21 protein-coding genes and 1 pseudogene are annotated in these 17891 nt (G+C 37.7%); 18 read left to right on the top strand and 4 right to left on the bottom strand.

The annotated features are described in order from the left end of the window. Window positions 1-7: 7 nt before the first annotated feature. From FN031_RS09205 to FN031_RS02300, 9 genes and pseudogenes are all read left to right on the top strand, one after another. Window positions 8-85: pseudogene (locus FN031_RS09205) on the top strand (CPBP family intramembrane glutamic endopeptidase); the annotation flags it as partial. Window positions 86-101: 16 nt separating this feature from the next. Next, entirely contained in the window at window positions 102-512 is a 411-nt protein-coding gene (locus FN031_RS02335) for a DUF7668 domain-containing protein (protein ID WP_142557276.1), read from the top strand. Window positions 513-623: 111 nt separating this feature from the next. Continuing rightward, window positions 624-1196, top strand: a complete 573-nt coding sequence (locus tag FN031_RS02330) for a hypothetical protein (RefSeq protein ID WP_142558587.1) — start codon at window positions 624-626, stop codon at window positions 1194-1196. A gap of 248 nt (window positions 1197-1444) precedes the next feature. Next, on the top strand, window positions 1445-2326 hold the full coding sequence (locus FN031_RS02325) for a diacylglycerol/lipid kinase family protein (RefSeq protein ID WP_142557274.1): 882 nt from the start codon (window positions 1445-1447) through the stop codon (window positions 2324-2326). A 42-nt stretch (window positions 2327-2368) separates the two neighbouring features. After that, on the top strand, window positions 2369-2893 hold the full coding sequence (locus FN031_RS02320; RefSeq protein ID WP_260604679.1) for an RDD family protein: 525 nt from the start codon (window positions 2369-2371) through the stop codon (window positions 2891-2893). Between the two features lie 159 nt (window positions 2894-3052). Further along, complete coding sequence (locus FN031_RS02315) at window positions 3053-3937, top strand: DUF4300 family protein (protein WP_142557269.1); 885 nt, start codon at window positions 3053-3055, stop codon at window positions 3935-3937. 13 nt (window positions 3938-3950) lie between these two features. After that, window positions 3951-4133 carry a hypothetical protein gene (locus FN031_RS02310; protein WP_142557267.1) on the top strand — a complete coding sequence of 61 codons (183 nt, stop codon included), beginning with the start codon at window positions 3951-3953 and terminating at the stop codon, window positions 4131-4133. A 4-nt stretch (window positions 4134-4137) separates the two neighbouring features. Next, entirely contained in the window at window positions 4138-4449 is a 312-nt protein-coding gene (locus FN031_RS02305) for a hypothetical protein (protein WP_061455491.1), read from the top strand. A gap of 33 nt (window positions 4450-4482) precedes the next feature. After that, window positions 4483-5289 carry a hypothetical protein gene (locus FN031_RS02300; RefSeq protein ID WP_142557265.1) on the top strand — a complete coding sequence of 269 codons (807 nt, stop codon included), beginning with the start codon at window positions 4483-4485 and terminating at the stop codon, window positions 5287-5289. Window positions 5290-5321: 32 nt separating this feature from the next. On the opposite strand, the gene FN031_RS02295 is transcribed toward FN031_RS02300, so the two are convergent. Continuing rightward, window positions 5322-6341, bottom strand: coding sequence for a hypothetical protein (locus tag FN031_RS02295; protein WP_142557263.1), 1020 nt, complete (start codon window positions 6339-6341; stop codon window positions 5322-5324). A 118-nt stretch (window positions 6342-6459) separates the two neighbouring features. Here FN031_RS02295 and FN031_RS02290 point away from each other — a divergent pair, with 118 nt between their 5' ends. From FN031_RS02290 to FN031_RS02245, 9 genes are all read left to right on the top strand, one after another. After that, entirely contained in the window at window positions 6460-6966 is a 507-nt protein-coding gene (locus FN031_RS02290; RefSeq protein WP_142557261.1) for a YfbM family protein, read from the top strand. Between the two features lie 33 nt (window positions 6967-6999). Beyond that, entirely contained in the window at window positions 7000-7851 is an 852-nt protein-coding gene (locus FN031_RS02285; protein ID WP_142557259.1) for a CbrC family protein, read from the top strand. Window positions 7852-8545: 694 nt separating this feature from the next. Continuing rightward, window positions 8546-10000: an aminotransferase class I/II-fold pyridoxal phosphate-dependent enzyme gene (locus FN031_RS02275; protein ID WP_142557256.1), complete on the top strand. Its 1455-nt coding sequence runs from the start codon at window positions 8546-8548 to the stop codon at window positions 9998-10000. Then, complete coding sequence (gene speE / locus FN031_RS02270; RefSeq protein ID WP_142557253.1) at window positions 10001-10861, top strand: polyamine aminopropyltransferase; 861 nt, start codon at window positions 10001-10003, stop codon at window positions 10859-10861. Continuing rightward, window positions 10858-12117, top strand: coding sequence for a saccharopine dehydrogenase family protein (locus FN031_RS02265; protein ID WP_142557252.1), 1260 nt, complete (start codon window positions 10858-10860; stop codon window positions 12115-12117). The genes speE and FN031_RS02265 overlap by 4 nt, the downstream gene beginning before the upstream one ends. Beyond that, window positions 12117-13244, top strand: a complete 1128-nt coding sequence (gene nspC / locus FN031_RS02260; protein WP_142557250.1) for a carboxynorspermidine decarboxylase — start codon at window positions 12117-12119, stop codon at window positions 13242-13244. The genes FN031_RS02265 and nspC overlap by 1 nt, the downstream gene beginning before the upstream one ends. Next, the gene (aguA, locus tag FN031_RS02255) at window positions 13241-14326 is read left to right on the top strand and encodes an agmatine deiminase (RefSeq protein ID WP_142557248.1); all 1086 of its coding nucleotides are present in this window, start codon (window positions 13241-13243) and stop codon (window positions 14324-14326) included. The genes nspC and aguA overlap by 4 nt, the downstream gene beginning before the upstream one ends. A gap of 9 nt (window positions 14327-14335) precedes the next feature. Next, the gene (gene aguB / locus FN031_RS02250) at window positions 14336-15211 is read left to right on the top strand and encodes an N-carbamoylputrescine amidase (RefSeq protein ID WP_142557246.1); all 876 of its coding nucleotides are present in this window, start codon (window positions 14336-14338) and stop codon (window positions 15209-15211) included. A 56-nt stretch (window positions 15212-15267) separates the two neighbouring features. Continuing rightward, entirely contained in the window at window positions 15268-15879 is a 612-nt protein-coding gene (locus tag FN031_RS02245; protein ID WP_142557244.1) for a tetratricopeptide repeat protein, read from the top strand. Window positions 15880-15896: 17 nt separating this feature from the next. On the opposite strand, the gene FN031_RS02240 is transcribed toward FN031_RS02245, so the two are convergent. From FN031_RS02240 to FN031_RS09100, 3 genes are read right to left on the bottom strand one after another with little or no spacing between them, the layout of a single operon-like run. After that, window positions 15897-16712: a TIGR03943 family putative permease subunit gene (locus tag FN031_RS02240; RefSeq protein ID WP_142557242.1), complete on the bottom strand. Its 816-nt coding sequence runs from the start codon at window positions 16710-16712 to the stop codon at window positions 15897-15899. Then, window positions 16709-17614 carry a permease gene (locus FN031_RS02235; protein ID WP_142557240.1) on the bottom strand — a complete coding sequence of 302 codons (906 nt, stop codon included), beginning with the start codon at window positions 17612-17614 and terminating at the stop codon, window positions 16709-16711. The genes FN031_RS02240 and FN031_RS02235 overlap by 4 nt, the downstream gene beginning before the upstream one ends. Next, the gene (locus tag FN031_RS09100) at window positions 17615-17746 is read right to left on the bottom strand and encodes an SPJ_0845 family protein (RefSeq protein WP_000268695.1); all 132 of its coding nucleotides are present in this window, start codon (window positions 17744-17746) and stop codon (window positions 17615-17617) included. Window positions 17747-17891: the final 145 nt, after the last annotated feature.

Here is a 17891-nt window from a genome sequence, read left to right as displayed (position 1 = left end):
CTGCTATGTTATTTTTATTGGTTATTTGATTTATACGATATTGGCTAGTAATAGAATTAGTAAGGAAAAGGATTTTAAATTTTAGAAAAGGAAGTATTTTCATGGGAATATTCGATGATTTTGAGTACAAAGAGAACTACCAAAATGAAGAAAAAGTAATTGAAGTACTTAAAAAGATTTTAAGAGCAATTCGTCTAAATAATTATAGTGAGATTATGGATTGTGTTGATGGTTCAGAAGTTGATGATGTAAGAGAGTTGCTTGAATATATTGACGATTCATTACAATTAAATGATTTTGATAAAATTGATGAATATGGTGTAGAATGTAATTTCCATCCGAATTATGAGTATTCTCAACTACAAGTTTATGAATTTAATGATCAAACTGGCTTTGCTGTTGAATATCAGATGACCTCTAACTCTGAATTAGTAGATTTAACCCTACAATTAGAGTTTTTATACAATGAGGATGGTTACAAATTAACTTCCATAAATGTAGATCCTGGATAAACTACAGTTAAATATCTTCGTTATGAAATATATGTGTATACTAAGGATAGATAATTAGGTTGTAAGTCGCTTAAATCTCGGTTGGTTTTTCAAATATTGGAAGGATTAATGATGTATCTATTAGAATTGTACCAAAACAATTATTCAAAGGATTTAGTCGTATTTGAGGCTTTAGAAGAAGGGAAAGAATTTGTAGCTAAAATACCTGGATATACTCTAGAAAATGAAGATGGGTTTGAAATGGAGTATTTTAATCCTACACACTTGCCGGATTATATGGAAATTGACTTCAATGGAAATATTGTCCCTTTATCTAGATTTTCGTTTGAACCCGAAGAAAATGTGGACATTATTTGGAAGGAAATTTCGAATCTGTCCCTAAAAAATGATAAAGTAATCGAAGGATATTCAAAAATCGACGCATATGTCGTGAATAACGATGAAGTGAAAGCCTATGTCGAAGCCAGAGAATCTAACTTCCGCAAGGCAAAAGCTTTCTTAGAAAACAAAGGATATGAAGTTGACAGAAGCTTTTTCGGAAGTGAAGACGGCGAAGCAATTCTCTACAGAAAACGCGGCACCGAAGATTGGCACTTCTTATGCCACTTAGATCCGCTGTTTGTAGAGATTGAAGATGTAGAGGGATATATGCAAGAAGCGATGGAAGAGTTTTTGTATAGTTAAACTTATTAATTCTTCATAAATAAACAAACCAATCGAAAGGAAAGGTTGGTTTGTTTTTTAATGCTCATCTTGTAAACTTGCTAAATAAACTAGAATCAAGTACAATGAGTTTAGATAGTTTTATATGTTTGGTTTTTAGCTTAATATAAATCTATCAATCTAATACAGCATCAAAGAAGTGAATGAGAGACGAAAAAGGTTTTTTAAATGATCTAAATTATTTTTAAAATCCTTAAGGAGAATTATAAATGAAAAAAATTATGGTAATCATCAATCCAACCTCTGGTGGCGAAAAAGCTTTGGATTATAAGGTGAAGTTGGAGAATAAAGCTTTGGATCACTTTGAACATGTGGAAACCAGAATTACTGAGAAAGCTCTTGATGCGACAAACTTTGCAGCAGAAGCTTCTAAAGAGAAGTATGATGCTGTCCTTGTTTTTGGTGGAGATGGAACTGTCAATGAAGTCATCTCAGGTATCGCTGAAAAAGACTACATTCCTAAACTTGCGATTATCCCAGGAGGAACTGGAAATCTCATTACGAAACTATTAGAAATCGATCAAGATATTGATGGGGCCATTGACGAGCTTGATTTTAATTCTACGAATAAGATTGATATCGGAAAATCAAATGGTAATTATTTTGGTTATATCTTTAGTATTGGCTCACTACCAGAAGCCATCCATAACGTTGGGATAGAAGATAAAACAAAGTTTGGTATGCTAGCCTATGCGATTAACACCATGAAGTCTGTCGTTACAGATCAAGCGTTCAACATTAGAGTTGAGACAGAAAATGGAAATTATATTGGCCCAGCTAGTCATGTCTTGGTTCTCCTTACCAACTATTTTGCTGACAAAAAGATCTTTGATGAAGACAAGGATGGTTATGCCAATATTTTGATTTTAAAAGATGCCTCAATCCTTACTAAATTGTCAGTTATCCCTGATTTATTAAAAGGGGATGTTGTCGTGAATGAGAATATCGAGTATATGAAAGCTCGTCATATAAAAATTTCTTCTGATTCTGAATTGGAAACGGATGTTGACGGTGATAAATCTGATGACTTACCAGTAGAAATCAAGGTACTAGGGCAGCATATCGAAGTCTATTCTCAACCGAAAGAATAAAACTTTTGAAAAGAATAGTAGATAATAAAGGAGGCTATGGTGATGAAGTTTTTAGTAATTAATCCTATTCCGGTTAAAAAAAGAATGATTGAATTACTATTTGATTATTTTTTCATTCTAGCTTATTTAGCACTTCTGTTTTTAGGTTCTATGCTTTTTTACATTATTTTTTTTAATGGTATCCCAGAGTTTACAGAAATTCAGTCGCAGTGTCTTGTATTTTTTACCTCTGTTTTGCCAATCACTCTACTTTTTACATTCTTAGATTATACAAAAAATGGAAGTTTTGGAAAGACGAAAGCAGGACTTCAATTGATCTACAAGAAAAAAACTGTGCAAGCTAGCTTGCTTAGAAACACCATTAAATTTTTACCTTGGCAAATAGGTCATATGGGCACGATACATGGTTTCTATAGTGGGTTTGATTTCTTATCTATTATCCTCTCGTTTTTAGCTACTCTCCTCGCAGTTGCCTTACTAGCAATGATGGTTTTTAGGAAAGATAAGCGACATCTAGGTGATCTTATAGCTCATACACAGGTACAGCTAAAAGGTGACTTTTCATAGATATTTCACCAATTAGGGAGCGTGCTGTGTGCCAGCTTCCTTTTTAATGATTTAAAATCTACTTTACTTAGCAAAATGCTTGGACTTAAAATATAATTGAACTATAATATAAGAGAAGCTAATCGACCTGAAAAATCTTAGTTAAAAAGGAAACATTTTATGAAAGTATCTAAAAAAATCAGATTAATGAGCTGCTGTGCTTTAGCTATCTTTACTTTAGCTGCCTGTGGTACAAACCAAAACAAATCTATGGAACAACAGAATAGTTCAACTACTAAATTGGCTAGCTTAGATAAAGAAAACTACAAAGGAACCTATAGCAATCTCAATAGCAAGGAAAGCGAAGAAGAAGTTCGGAAAGCCTTGGCTGCACATTTGGATAAAGACAGTGTTGATGCATTCTTCAACCTTGTAAATGATTATAACGCCACTGTTGGTTCAGTAGGTTTAACTGGGGATTTTTCTACATTTACCAAAACAAACTATGATGTTGAAAAGATTAGCAATCTTTGGACACCTAAAAAGGGTGATTTTGTCGGTACCAACTGTCGTATTAACAGTTATTGTTTATTGAAAAATTCTATCGAAATCCCTAAGTTAGAGAAAGACGATTCCCTCTTGTTTGTCGATAACGATGCCATTGACAAAGGAAAAGTTTTTGGTGCGAAAGACAAGGATGCTTTTGATACTTTATTTTCAAGAGTCAAGACTGAAGCAACGACAGATGTGAAGGTTCATGCTGCAAAGATGGAACAATTCCTTTCTCAATTCAAGTTTAATGAAAATGCAAGAATGCTCTCCGTAGTAGTCCATGATGACTTGGATGGGCAATCCCTCTTTATTGGCCATGTCGGCATACTTGTGCCGAGCGAGGACGGCTATCTCTTTGTTGAAAAGTTAACTTTTGAAGAGCCTTATCAAGCCATCAAATTTGCGACTAAGGAAGATTGTTACAAGTATCTAGATACAAAATACGAAAACTATACAGGCGAAGGTTTAGCGAAGCCATTTATTATGGATAATGATAAGTGGGTTCAATTTTAAGGAAGTAGACATTATGGATGAATTGTTTGGACTGATAGTCTTATTTCTGATAGGGGTATGGGCTGTTTGGGTTATCAAGGGAAACCAGCAGAGACCAAGAAATAATGAAAGATTTATTGGTTATATCAATAAGTACGATAGTGATGTAGAACCTTACCAAGCAGAGGTTTGGGAAGTCACTGATGATGAGGAGTAGACATATGGAATTACAAGATTTTACGAAACAAGAACAAGAAATGATTAAAAAGGGACTAACTTTCTCTAAGCTGAACGATAAGGAAACAGCCGATAAGATTATCGCTCTAATCCCCCAAGAATACATTAAGCGTATTCCATTTTTTGTTAGAAAACACGCAATTACGCGTACGATTAAGAGAATTTCTCTTGAATATCCGGAATTGTATGCTGTAGCTGAACAAGAAGGCCAACTTCCAGAAAAAGAAGCTCAAGAATTACGACAAATTCTTACAGATATTTTCCAAGAAAAAATGAATAAGCATAAGATTAAATAAGCTTTGAGATTTAATAAGATATAGGAGTTGAGTATGGCTATTGATGGCGCTAAAATCATTGACAGCGATCAAGCTTATGACATTTACAATGAAGTAGTCGATCGCTATAGAGACGGTGAACAGGTGGCGAATATCATCAAGGATATCCTCGATGCGGAGAAAGATTATTGTCAAACAGATTTTTTTACAGAAATTTATTGGACTGCTCTTGCCTATTCACTGTGGAAGATTGGTCACCTGACTGACGATATCAGAGATAAAACCTTAGAGCTTATCAAAAAAGGTCCTGATCCATTTTGGTTGGAAATAGACTCAAAGGCTATGAAGCAAAGGCAAAAGGTTTTTGAAAAACTTGCAGTTCAGTTGCAAACTGAAAATCCTAGACCTCTAAAGGTTCCTAAAGCAAAAGCTAAACGCAAACCTTACTTTGAAGAAGGAGATATCCTTGCTGTTAAGTTCGTAGATGAGTATGGTCTTGTCTTTGTATCTATGGTTGAGCAGAGTCCTAGAAAGCTTGAGTACCATCTAGCTTGCACTCGCCTCTTACAAACAAAAAAGCCCACCATCGATGATTTTTTGACCAGTCAAATCTCCTGTAAGATGGACAATACGAAGTTTGCTCTGGATACAGATTGCTGGTTCAATCACAAAGATTTAGGGCAATTATTAGAAAATATTGAAAAAATTGGACAGGTGAAGCTTAGACCTTTTAGTCTTTGGATACTGGCACCTGCCCAAAATTTAGAAGATATTTATGAAGAAATCACTAGAGATAAAGGCTCTTCTGGCCTACGGTTCATCGAAACCTATAAACTTGTCGATGATATTTTTTCAGTCTAATGTCTATCTGATAAGAGGAAAATAAGGGTGAATCATTCCCACACGCTATGTTGGGCTCTGACTCCATAGCTATCAATCGAACCATCTGAATTGAACTTGGATTCAATACGGTATCTTTTCCAGAGGTCGTAATCTGCTGTTTGAATGGTTAGGATAAATTTGTTATCCTTAGCAGAGACATTATAATCAGCAGGATTGACTTCAAAGATATTGATTAATTTTCGTGTTTGAAAATCTTGGAGCTTGAGATTTGCTAGCTTGACATGATTGATGGAAATTTCTTCTAGTTGTTTGCTATCCTTAGGTGTTCTGTAATAGGTGATGACGCAGTTTTTGAGCTGATCAGTATCTCTTCCTGTAGGAGTAAGGCTCATAAAGCCAAAGGACTGATTATCCCGCTTGACTTCGAGAAGCTGACCGTAGTAGAAGTGGTCGTTTTTGGCATTGGTGATAGAACTCTCTGGATTTTTATCTTCGAAGCTAAAGCCTTGGTCCAAAAGCTCGGAAGCCTTGGTCTCACCGATAATGACAGTAGTATCTTGAATGGTTACTGGAACAGGTTGAGCCGGAAGACCACTCATCATCATGCAAAACATAAATACATAACTCGTTAAAAAAGCTGTCCCGATAAAAGCGTTGGTTGATGCATAGACATGACTGTTATGAAAGTTTTTTCTTATAGCTAGTACAGCAAATTTGCCAATACTTTTTAAAACCATACTAACAAGTACGATAAAAAATTGTTTTTTCAAACATTCATAAATTGCTTGAGGAAAGCTATTACCATGATAGTAGAAGACAGCCAATACGAGTCGATTTACGATTAAATAGATTAGCAAGAACCAATGAATCTCTTTAATGGCATTGGCATCAGTGATTTCTTCATAGTCAACGTGAATTCTACCTTGAATAGCATGGCCGAGTTTATAGATCCATTTTGGGACATCTTTCCCTTGTCTAAGCGCAAGTACAAGTCTGATATAGAGATAGATAGTAAAGGATAAGGATAGAAAGAAAAGAGCATAAAACGCCAAAATAATACTAGTGAACATCACTATTTCCCCATTTTCAATCGATATTGAACAATTTCTTAGCTCCATTATAGCATTTTCTATAGAAATAGAGCTAGAAACATCAGTATTATCCTACAAGATTCAAAGGAGAAAAATCATGGGAATGATTGCCAATTATCAATATTTACCAGACCATGAATTAGAACAAATAAAAGGTCTTTCCAATCAAGAAGATGACTTGTTAGACTTTGCTAAAGATTCCGCTGATACTCATGATATCTTAATAGATATCGACAAAATGTGGGATGCCTTGGTTTTTGTCATGACTGGCTTTAGTAGTTCAGAATTCTTGGATGACAATCCCTTGAGAGAAGCTATTTTAGGGGTGACACCTCTAGAGGATGTATCTGAATATATCGCCTATACTGAAAAATCGAGAATTGCGGCTATCAGTCAAGCTTTAGAAGAATTTGATATGGACAAGGCTTTGAAAGACTTTAGTATGGAAGCTTGTAAAAAAGCTGACCTCTATCCAGATATTTGGGATTATCTTGAGGAAGAGGATGAAATCAAGGATGACATCCGAATCAGCTTTGAAAATATGAAAAAGTTTTACAAGCAAATCTTAAGTCTAGAAGGAAATGTTTTAGTTACTATTTGTTAATCAGAATTTATCCATAAAAGAAAAGGTAATCAGATGAATCTATATTTACAAAAATATATTACTTTAAAAAAGCAATATCTGGAACAAGATGGAAATTCTTCCAGTGTTACAGCTCTTTATGACTTAGCTGATGAATTAGCCAAGTCTGATGATTTAGAAGCGAAGAAAGTCTTAGTAGATCTATATGATCAATTGGGGCTCTATGCTAGTGCCTATGATTTATTTACCAAAATATTCACTAAACCGGATCGTAAACAAATTAAAAAGTTAGCTCGCTTAGAAGAGATGAGTCAAAGCCATGGAGATCGCTTCGCCCTTCCTCGTCCTCTAAGAAAAGAAGAGAAGAAGCAGAGGCAGGACTTATTAAAGACCTTGCCCCATTTTCCCTACCATCCAGATCCTTTAGCTACAGGTTCACTTGTGGAAGGAGAAGCAAAGGTTTGTCCATCTTGTGGGAAAGAAAGCAATATTTATTATGACTTGATGCCTTATTGTATTGACAACATTAAAAATCTTTGTCCATTTTGTATTGCAAACGGGCTAGCAGCAAAGAAATTCGATGCAGAATTTGTTCAAGATGCTGAGGGGCAGGGTGAATTGGATCCAGAAAAAGACCAGCTGCTTTTTTGCCAGACCCCTGGCTACTCTAGTTGGCAGGGAGAGAATTGGCTTTCTTGCTGCCAAGATTATTGTGCTTATTTGGGTACAGTTGGCACACGAGAATTAAAGGCCATGGGAATTGCCGAACAAGTCTTTGCAGATTATGAAGAGCGTGGAGAATATCAAGATATTGAAGAACACTTGGTTAAGGATGGATCTCTTTGTGGCTACCTTTTCAGATGCCTCCACTGTCAAAAATACCAGATCTGGGTTGATGCAGATTAAATTTTAATGATACAAGTATATTAACATAAATATCTTTGGAATTTTAACGACTAATCTCTAATTTAATGATAGAATATGAAAATTGGAACATTTTATCTTAGTATACTTTTATCATCTATTAAATTATCATATAAAAAATAGGAGCTACCAAACTTAGTTCCTATTTTATTATTTAAAGGCAAATTTGAAATAGTTTTCAATTTTTGGGTATAGTAAAAATGCGAACAAAAATGTAAATGATTTATAAAGTTTCCCCAAAATACTTTACAAATTTGTGTAAACATGATATAGTAATAAAGCTTAGAAAATGAGAAGATGTTTTCTAGTAAATATAAACCCGAGTAAAAAATGCCTACGGACAGGCAGGGTTGAATGCCGAAGCGTGGTTGAGAAGCCACATTATTGATAGGGTTAAAAGCCTACTTTTATAAGTTGATGTTAGAACATTGGTTCTAATTCGTATACATTTGTTAGTGTGGTGAAAGCACACGTCATCTTGTGAAACGATCAATAAAGTACGTAATATTTGCTACTAGAGAGTTAGGAAACATCAGGAACAGACATACTCAAAAGAAACAAACATAAACACGTCAGTAGATTGTAGAGCAGGTGCCAACCTGCTCTTTTTTCATAAGTATCCTTTAGAGCCTTACACAAGGTGAAAAAAACTATGATAAAGGAGTATGTCTCTATAATGTTAAATCAAAACCAAGCTCCAATTTATGAGGGACTGGTCAAGTTACGAAAAAAAAGAATTGTACCTTTCGATGTACCTGGTCACAAACGTGGCCGTGGTAACCCAGAATTAGTAGAACTTTTAGGGGAAAAATGCGTTGGGATCGATGTCAATTCTATGAAACCTTTGGATAATCTAGGACATCCCATTTCGATTATCAGAGATGCAGAAGAACTAGCAGCAGAAGCATTTGGTGCTGCTCATGCCTTTTTAATGATTGGCGGGACAACCTCATCCGTGCAAACCATGATTCTTTCCACCTGTAAATCCGGTGATAAAATCATCCTTCCTCGAAATGTCCATAAATCGGCTATTAATGCACTCGTTTTATGCGGAGCTATTCCCATCTATATAGAGATGAGTGTGGATCCCAAAATCGGTATTGCTTTGGGGCTTGAAAATGATCGTGTGGCGCAAGCTATTAAGGAACATCCGGATGCCAAGGCTATCCTAATTAACAATCCAACCTACTATGGGATTTGTTCAGACCTTAAGGGGTTAACAGAGATGGCTCACGCCGCAGGAATGAAAGTCTTAGTAGACGAGGCGCACGGTGCTCATCTACACTTTACAGATAAACTTCCTCTATCCGCAATGGATGCAGGAGCAGATATGTCAGCTGTATCCATGCATAAGTCCGGTGGTAGCTTGACTCAAAGTTCCCTTCTTTTAGTTGGTAATCAGATGAATCCTGAGTACGTACGCCAGATTATTAATCTAACACAGTCGACATCAGCATCCTACTTGCTAATGGCTAGTCTCGATGTTTCTCGTAGAAACCTTGCCCTTCGTGGTAAGGAGTCCTTTGAAAAAGTTATTGAGTTATCTGAGTATGCTCGTCGTGAAATCAATGCCATCGGCGGCTACTACGCCTACTCAAAAGAACTTATAGACGGAGAGTCAGTTTGTGATTTTGATGTAACCAAGCTGTCGGTTTACACTCAGGGGATTGGTCTAACAGGTATCGAGGTTTATGACCTCTTACGTGATGAATATGACATTCAAATTGAGTTTGGTGATATCGGGAATATCTTAGCTTATATTTCGATTGGTGACCGTATCCAAGACATTGAACGTTTGGTCGGTGCTCTAGCTGATATCAAGAGACTATACTCACGAGATGGGAAGGACTTGATTGCTGGAGAATATATCCAACCAGAATTAGTGCTCTCTCCTCAGGAAGCTTTCTACTCAGAGAGAAGAAGTTTAACCTTGGACGAGTCCGTTGGACAAGTTTGTGGGGAATTTGTCATGTGCTATCCTCCAGGTATTCCAATTCTAGCGCCAGGTGAACGCATTACACAAGAAATTGTCGATTATATTAAATTTGCCAAAGAACGTGGTTGTTCCCTCCAAGGTACTGAAGATCCAGAGGTCAATCATATCAATGTCATTGAAAGAAAGGAGAACTAGATGGATTTATGGTTTTCTGAAGTTCATACTCCAGATGTGAAGTTAACGATGAGAACAGCAAAACAACTGTATTCTGGTCAAAGTGAATGGCAGGATATTGAAGTATTAGATACACCAGCTTTTGGGAAAGTGTTAATTTTAAATGACCATGTTTTATTCTCAGATGCGGATGATTTTGTCTATAACGAAATGACAGTTCACGTTCCTATGGCTGTCCATCCAAATCCAAAGAAAGTCTTGGTTATTGGGGGTGGTGACGGTGGTGTTGCCCAAGTATTAACCCTCTATCCAGAATTGGAACAAATCGATATTGTAGAACCAGACGAGATGCTGGTTGAGGTTTGTCGAGAATACTTCCCAGATTTTGCTGCAGGACTTGATGACCCTCGCGTCACCATTTACTACCAAAATGGACTGAGATTTTTGAGAAATTGTGAAGATGATTACGACATTATTATCAACGATGCGACAGATCCATTTGGTCATACGGAAGGACTCTTTACCAAGGAATTTTACGGCAATAGCTATAGGGCTCTCAAAGAAGACGGAATCATGATCTATCAGCATGGTAGTCCTTTCTTTGACGAAGATGAGTCTGCTTGCCGAAGTATGCACCGCAAGGTCAATCAAGCCTTTCCAATCAGCCGGGTTTACCAAGCCCATATCCCAACAAGTCCTGCTGGCTATTGGTTGTTTGGATTTGCATCTAAAAAATATCACCCTGTCAAAGATTTTGACAAGGAAGGCTGGAAAAAACGCCAGTTATTTACGGAATACTACACTGCAAACTTGCATATTGGTGCCTTTATGTTGCCCAAGTATGTAGAAGACATTTTAGAAGAAGAGGAAGGAAAAAAATGAGTCGTTTATTAGTTATCGGATGTGGGGGCGTTGCCCAAGTTGCTATTTCAAAGATTTGCCAAGATAGCGAAACGTTTAAAGAGATTATGATTGCTAGCCGTACCAAGTCAAAATGCGATAACTTGAAGGCTAAATTAGAAGGAAAAACAAGTACAAAGATTGAAACAGCTGCTCTAGATGCTGACAAGGTCGAAGAAGTGATTGCCTTGATTGAAAGCTACAAACCAGAAGCTGTTTTGAACGTAGCTCTACCTTATCAAGACTTAACCATTATGGATGCTTGTTTGGCAACAGGTGTGCACTATATCGATACTGCCAACTATGAGGCTGAGGATACAGAAGACCCTGAATGGCGTGCTATTTATGAAAAACGTTGCAAGGAACTTGGTTTTACAGCTTACTTTGATTACTCATGGCAATGGGCTTACCAAGATAAATTCAAAGAAGCAGGATTAACAGCTCTGCTTGGTTCTGGTTTTGACCCAGGTGTAACCAGTGTCTTTTCAGCTTATGCACTCAAACATTACTTTGATGAAATCCACTATATCGATATTTTAGACTGTAATGGTGGTGACCACGGTTATCCATTTGCGACAAACTTTAACCCAGAAATCAATCTACGTGAGGTTTCTGCACCAGGTTCTTACTGGCAAGATGGAAAATGGGTAGAAGTCGAAGCTATGTCTATCAAACGTGAGTATGATTTTCCTCAAGTTGGCCAGAAAGATATGTATCTTCTTCACCATGAAGAAATTGAATCATTGGCGAAAAACATTCCAGGAGTTAAACGAATTCGTTTCTTCATGACTTTCGGTCAATCTTATCTAACGCACATGAAATGCTTAGAAAATGTAGGTCTCCTTCGTACAGATGCGATTAACTTCAATGGTCAAGAAATCGTTCCAATTCAATTCTTGAAAGCCTTGCTACCAGATCCTGCCAGTCTTGGCCCACGCACAGTTGGTAAAACCAATATCGGCTGTATCTTTACAGGTGTCAAAGATGGCGTTGAAAAGACTATTTACATCTACAATGTCTGCGACCATCAGGAATGCTACGCAGAGGTTGGTTCACAGGCAATTTCTTACACAACAGGTGTTCCAGCTATGATTGGGACAAAATTAGTGATGGATGGCACTTGGAAACAACCAGGAGTTTATAACCTTGAAGAATTGGATCCAGACCCATTCATGGAAGCTTTGAATCAATACGGTTTGCCATGGGTTGTGGTTGAAAATCCACAAATGGTGGACTAATGAAGTTAGAACAAGTACCAACACCTTCTTATATCATTGACTTAGGAAAATTAGAAGAGAATTGCCGCATTCTACAAGAGGTTCAGGAAAAGGCAGGTTGTAAGGTTTTGCTAGCTCAAAAGGCTTATTCTCTCTATAAAACCTATCCTTTGATTAGTCAATATCTGTCAGGTACGACAGCTAGTGGACTCTATGAAGCTAAGCTGGCTAGAGAAGAATTCCCAGGAGAAGTCCATGTCTTTGCGCCTGCTTTTAAGGAATCAGATATGGAAGAGCTACTACAAATATCGGATCATATTGTTTTTAACTCAGAGAGACAACTACGAAAATATGGTCAACTTTGTCGCGAAGTTGGTATCAGTGTGGGTCTGCGCATCAATCCTCAATGTTCAACGCAGGGTGACCACGCGCTTTATGACCCTTGCGCTCCTGGCTCACGTTTTGGAGTGACTTCAGACAAGATACCAAGTGATTTGTTGGATTTGGTTGATGGACTTCACTTCCATACCCTCTGTGAGCAAGGGGCAGATGATTTACAAACAACGCTGAAAGCAGTAGAAGAGCAGTTTGGTTCATATCTACATCACCTTAAATGGCTCAATATGGGTGGTGGACATCACGTTACAAGAGGTGACTATGATCTAGATTTGTTAATTTCTGAGATTAAACGAATTCGAGAAACCTATCACCTTGACGTCTATATCGAACCTGGAGAAGCTATTGCCCTTAATGCGGGCTATCTAGTGACAGAAGTCTTGGATATTGTTGAAAACGGGATTGAGACCTTGGTGCTAGACGCCTCGGCAAGCTGCCATATGCCAGATGTTCTTGAGATGCCTTATCGTCCCCCATTGAGAGATGGATTTGAAGCGCAAGAAAAACCTTATACTTATAGACTCTCTTCAAATACTTGCCTTACAGGTGATATCATTGGGGATTACAGCTTTGAAAAACCGATTGAAATTGGCGATCGCCTCTATTTTGAGGACATGGCAATCTACTCCTTTGTCAAAAACAATACCTTTAACGGCATTGGACTTCCAAGTTTGTATCTCATGGATAAAGAGGGTGAGTGCAGTCTAGTTAAAGCATTTGGCTATCAAGACTTTAAGGAGAGATTATCATGATGGACAGTCCAAAGAAATTAGGCTATCGAATGCCTGCAGAGTATGAACCCCATCATGGAACTCTCATGATATGGCCGACTCGACCCGGATCTTGGCCTTTTCAAGGAAAGGCGGTAAAAAAAGCTTTTAGCCAGATTATCAAAACGATTGCTCAGGGGGAGACAGTCTACCTTTTGGTTGAGGAGGACTATCTATCTGAAGCACAATCCTATCTAGGAGATAAGGTTGTTTATCTAGATATTCAGACAAATGATGCCTGGGCGCGTGATACTGGTCCGACCATTCTTCTTAATGATAAAAGGGAAAAGTTGGCGGTAGATTGGTCTTTCAATGCCTGGGGTGGTGTTGTTGACGGTCTCTACCAAGATTATGAAGCAGATGACCAAGTAGCCAGTCGCTTTGCAGAAGTCTTAGATATACCTGTTTACGATGCCAAACCATTTGTACTGGAAGGTGGAGCTATTCATAGTGACGGTCAAGGAACCATTCTTGTGACTGAAAGTTGCCTTCTAAGTCCTGGTCGTAATCCTCACCTGACTAAAGAGGAGATTGAAAAGACCTTACTAGAGAGTCTTGGTGCCGAAAAAGTTATTTGGTTGCCTTACGGTATTTATCAAGACGAGACAAATGAACACGTCGACAATGTTGCTGCCTTTGTTGGTCCTGCAGAGCTTGTTTTAGCTTGGACAGACGACCAAGACGATCCCCAGTATGCCATGTCTGCAGCTGATTTAGCTCTTTTAGAGAAGGAAAGGGATGCAAAAGGCCGGAGTTTCACCATCCATAAACTTCCAATCCCAGCTATTCATCAAGTAGTTACAGAGGAGGATTTGCCGGGCTATACTTATGAAGAAGGCGAAGAGGAGCGTTATGCAGGTGAAAGACTAGCAGCTTCCTATGTGAATTTTTACATTGCTAATAAGTCTGTATTAGTGCCGCAATTTCAGGACGTCAAAGACCAAGTGGCCTTGAGTATTCTGAGCCAGTGTTTCCCAGACCGTGAAGTCGTAGGAATCCCAGCTAGAGATATTCTTTTAGGTGGTGGAAATATCCACTGTATTACCCAACAAATTCCAGAATAGGAGAAGAAGATGAGAAATGTAACGGTTGCAGCCATTCAGATGCAGTGCGCTAAGGATGTGGAAACCAATATCCAAACAGCTGAACGTTTAGTTCGTCAAGCTGCTGAGCAAGGAGCCCAGATCATTCTTTTACCAGAATTATTTGAACGTCCCTATTTCTGTCAGGAGCGTCAGTATGACTACTACCAGTATGCCCAGTCGGTGGCAGAAAATACGGCTATTCAGCATTTTAAAGTGATTGCCAAGGAACTAAAGGTCGTTTTACCAATCAGTTTCTATGAAAAAGATGGTAATGTTTTATACAATTCCATTGCTGTCATTGATGCAGATGGAGAAGTACTGGGCGTTTATCGTAAAACTCATATACCAGATGACCATTATTATCAGGAGAAATTCTTCTTTACCCCTGGAAATACTGGTTTCAATGTCTGGAACACTCGCTATGCAAAGATTGGTATTGGCATCTGTTGGGATCAGTGGTTCCCTGAAACAGCCCGTTGCCTTGCCCTAAATGGCGCAGAATTGCTCTTTTACCCAACAGCCATTGGTTCGGAGCCGATTTTGGATACAGATAGCTGTGGTCATTGGCAACGTACCATGCAAGGACATGCAGCAGCAAATATTGTGCCGGTCATCGCAGCCAATCGTTATGGTTTGGAAGAAGTCACTCCTTGTGAAGAAAATGGGGGACAAAGTTCCAGTCTGAACTTCTACGGTTCATCCTTTATGACTGATGAAACTGGAGCTATTTTAAGTCAAGCCGAACGACAAGGTGAAGCAATCCTCTTAACTACCTATGACCTTGATAAAGGAGCAAATGAGCGTCTGAACTGGGGTCTGTTTAGAGATAGAAGACCAGACATGTATAAAGATATTGTGAAATAATTGTTTATAATTTTAGTTTAGGTCATTACCATTTTAGGATAGATAGGACACATTTAATGGATCAAGCATGGCAATTATTATTTGAAGGAAAGATTGAAGAAGCGAAAAAGTTAGTAGAAGCTAAATTTTCATTAGAAACGTGCACGAATTTTAGTTTATTAAATTTGATGGGATATATCTACCTTGAAGAACAAAATTATAAGGAGTGTTTAAGAATCTACCAGTCTTATATTGACTTAGCTCAAACTAAAAGTGAACAAGAAAATGAACATGTTGGTTACCATCAGTTGGCTATGGTGTACAGGGAGATGGGGAATTTTCAAAAAGCTCTAGTCTATATCGATAAGGAAATGGAAATTATAAAAGAATATTTTCCTAATGATACTTTGAAAGTTTCTGTCAACAACTATGAACAAGGCTACCTTCGTTTAAAGTTGGGAAACATAGAAGAGGCAGAAAGCTTTATGAAAGAGTCTTTAGATTTGGCATTACAAACAGATGATCTGATAGCTCAAGCCTGTTCCTATAGAGGTTTAGGTGAGATTTATTCTGCTGAAAATTCAGAAAAATCGCAAGAGAATTTTTTACAAGCTATCGAACTTTTTGAAAAAGCTGGCGATCAGATCGGAGCACAAGAAGTTAAAAGCTTACTAAACAAGAAAAAGTAGCCCATTCAGGCTACTTTTTAAAATTCTTTGTAAACATAAGGATTTTCGGGTTTATCCACTTTGATAAAGGACTGGACTTCAAGGGTTGGGAGGACTTGGTTGAGTTCTTTGTGATAGTGATTCCTAATCTTACCTTTAACTTTCACCCAAGTGTTATTTTCATAATGATTGGTGTTTCCTGTAGTCAAAAGGCCAAAAACTCCTGAATCAGCGATACAGTGCATGATACCAAAGCGAAAAACAAATTGACTATTGGTATGATTTGGATCGTTGTAGATAAAGCCAATAAACTCGATTTCCTTGCCTTCAAATTCGTTTGGAAAATCATAGATAGCTTCCATGACCTCCAGGTAGTTTTCATCATTGATAACTATACTAGATTGAGCTAAGTATTTATCAGCACTCTTCCGAATAATATTTTCATGAGCTGTTTGTGAATAAAAGCGACTGGTATCCGGCTTAAGAAACTGACTGCTCGTTCCTTCACTTGCTTGGATTGCCTTGTCAGTTCCTTCCGACAAAGGGAAATAATATCCTTTTGCCGATACTGTTTGTGAATCCAGAGTGACAGTTGGAAATGTAAATCCAACTAACAAGGGTAAACTTAAGAGGACAAAACTAGCAAGCTTAGCTGAAAAACTATGTAAGTGACTATGTTCTTTCAAACGCTTGAAGCAAAGATAGGCTTGAACAATGGCTAGTAACAAAGACAAACCCATTGTGATATAAGCCAGATAAGAGTAGTGGAGGTTTATGTACTGATTAAGCTTACCTGAAAGGTACAGATAAAGGCTTAAGATAAAATAGCTAAATAGAATAAGAAAGCGAATCATAGCATCACCCCGACTAGATAAGAATAGACAAGAACAACAAGAGTGACTATTGTCATGAACTGCCAAATAAAGCGACCTTTGAGATAATTCTTCATCATGAGTAGATTTTTAACATCAAGCATGGGACCTATAACCAGAAAGGCTAATACAGGAGCGAGCCCAAAACTTGATAGAAGAGAAGAACCGATAAAGGCATCCGCTTCACTACAGAGTGATAGTAGGAAAGATAAAACCATCAGAAGAACAATCGCAAGCAGTGGAGACGCACTGATAGATGTCAGGATTCGAGTTGGTACATAGACCTGGACAATGCTGGCAAAAAGACAACCAAAGACCAAGTAACGCCCCATATCAAAAAATTCATCAATAGCCTGGATAAAGACCTGAAGTAATTTTTGACTTTTGCTCAAGTGAGAAAAATCATGCTCATGGCAAGCCAGTCTATTTTCTTTTTGAATAGGTTCCTCCCAGACAAAACCAAGAAATATACCCAATATAGTAGCCACTAGAATGGCTCCCAAAATTCTTAGGATAACCATTTGAATAGAATTACCAAAGGCTGAATAGGTCGCAAAAAGGACGATGGGATTTATGATAGGAGCTGTGACCAAGAACGGAACAGCCGTATAGCTAGGAACTTTTTTCTCTAAGAAACGATTGATGATGGGAACGATTCCACATTCGCAAGAAGGGAAGAGAAAACCGATGAAGGTACCAAAAAAGATTCTCCCCAAGCGATTTTTAGGGAGAAATTTATAGACCTTTTCAGGAGTGACATAGACTTCAATGACACCAGAGATGATGCTACCAATTAAGACAAAGGGCAAGGCTTCAATGATAATTGATAGAAAAATAGCGCCTGCTTGTAAAAGACTAGAGGGTAGAGATTGAAAGAAGGTCATCTATTTTTTCTTTTCAGCCTTATCTTTCTTTTCTTTATCGTCTGGGAAAGTCACTTGCTTCAAGTCAGGAAGCTTGGCGAATTCTTCGAACATTTTATCTAAGTCATCGGTTTTTGTAAATTTAACAGCCATTGGGCATACCTCGATTCTTCATGTTACCTCTATTATACTATTATTTCTGAGAAATGGATGGATTTTAAAATAAACATGGATTTTATCTTTATAAAGTTGAAATAAAGCAACAAATTAATGAAAACAAGCTTTCTTCCTTATGGTA

The organism is Streptococcus mitis, from assembly GCF_902159415.1.
GTDB classification, from domain to species: domain Bacteria; phylum Bacillota; class Bacilli; order Lactobacillales; family Streptococcaceae; genus Streptococcus; species Streptococcus mitis_BG.
This window is presented reverse-complemented; position numbering and strand designations above follow the sequence as displayed.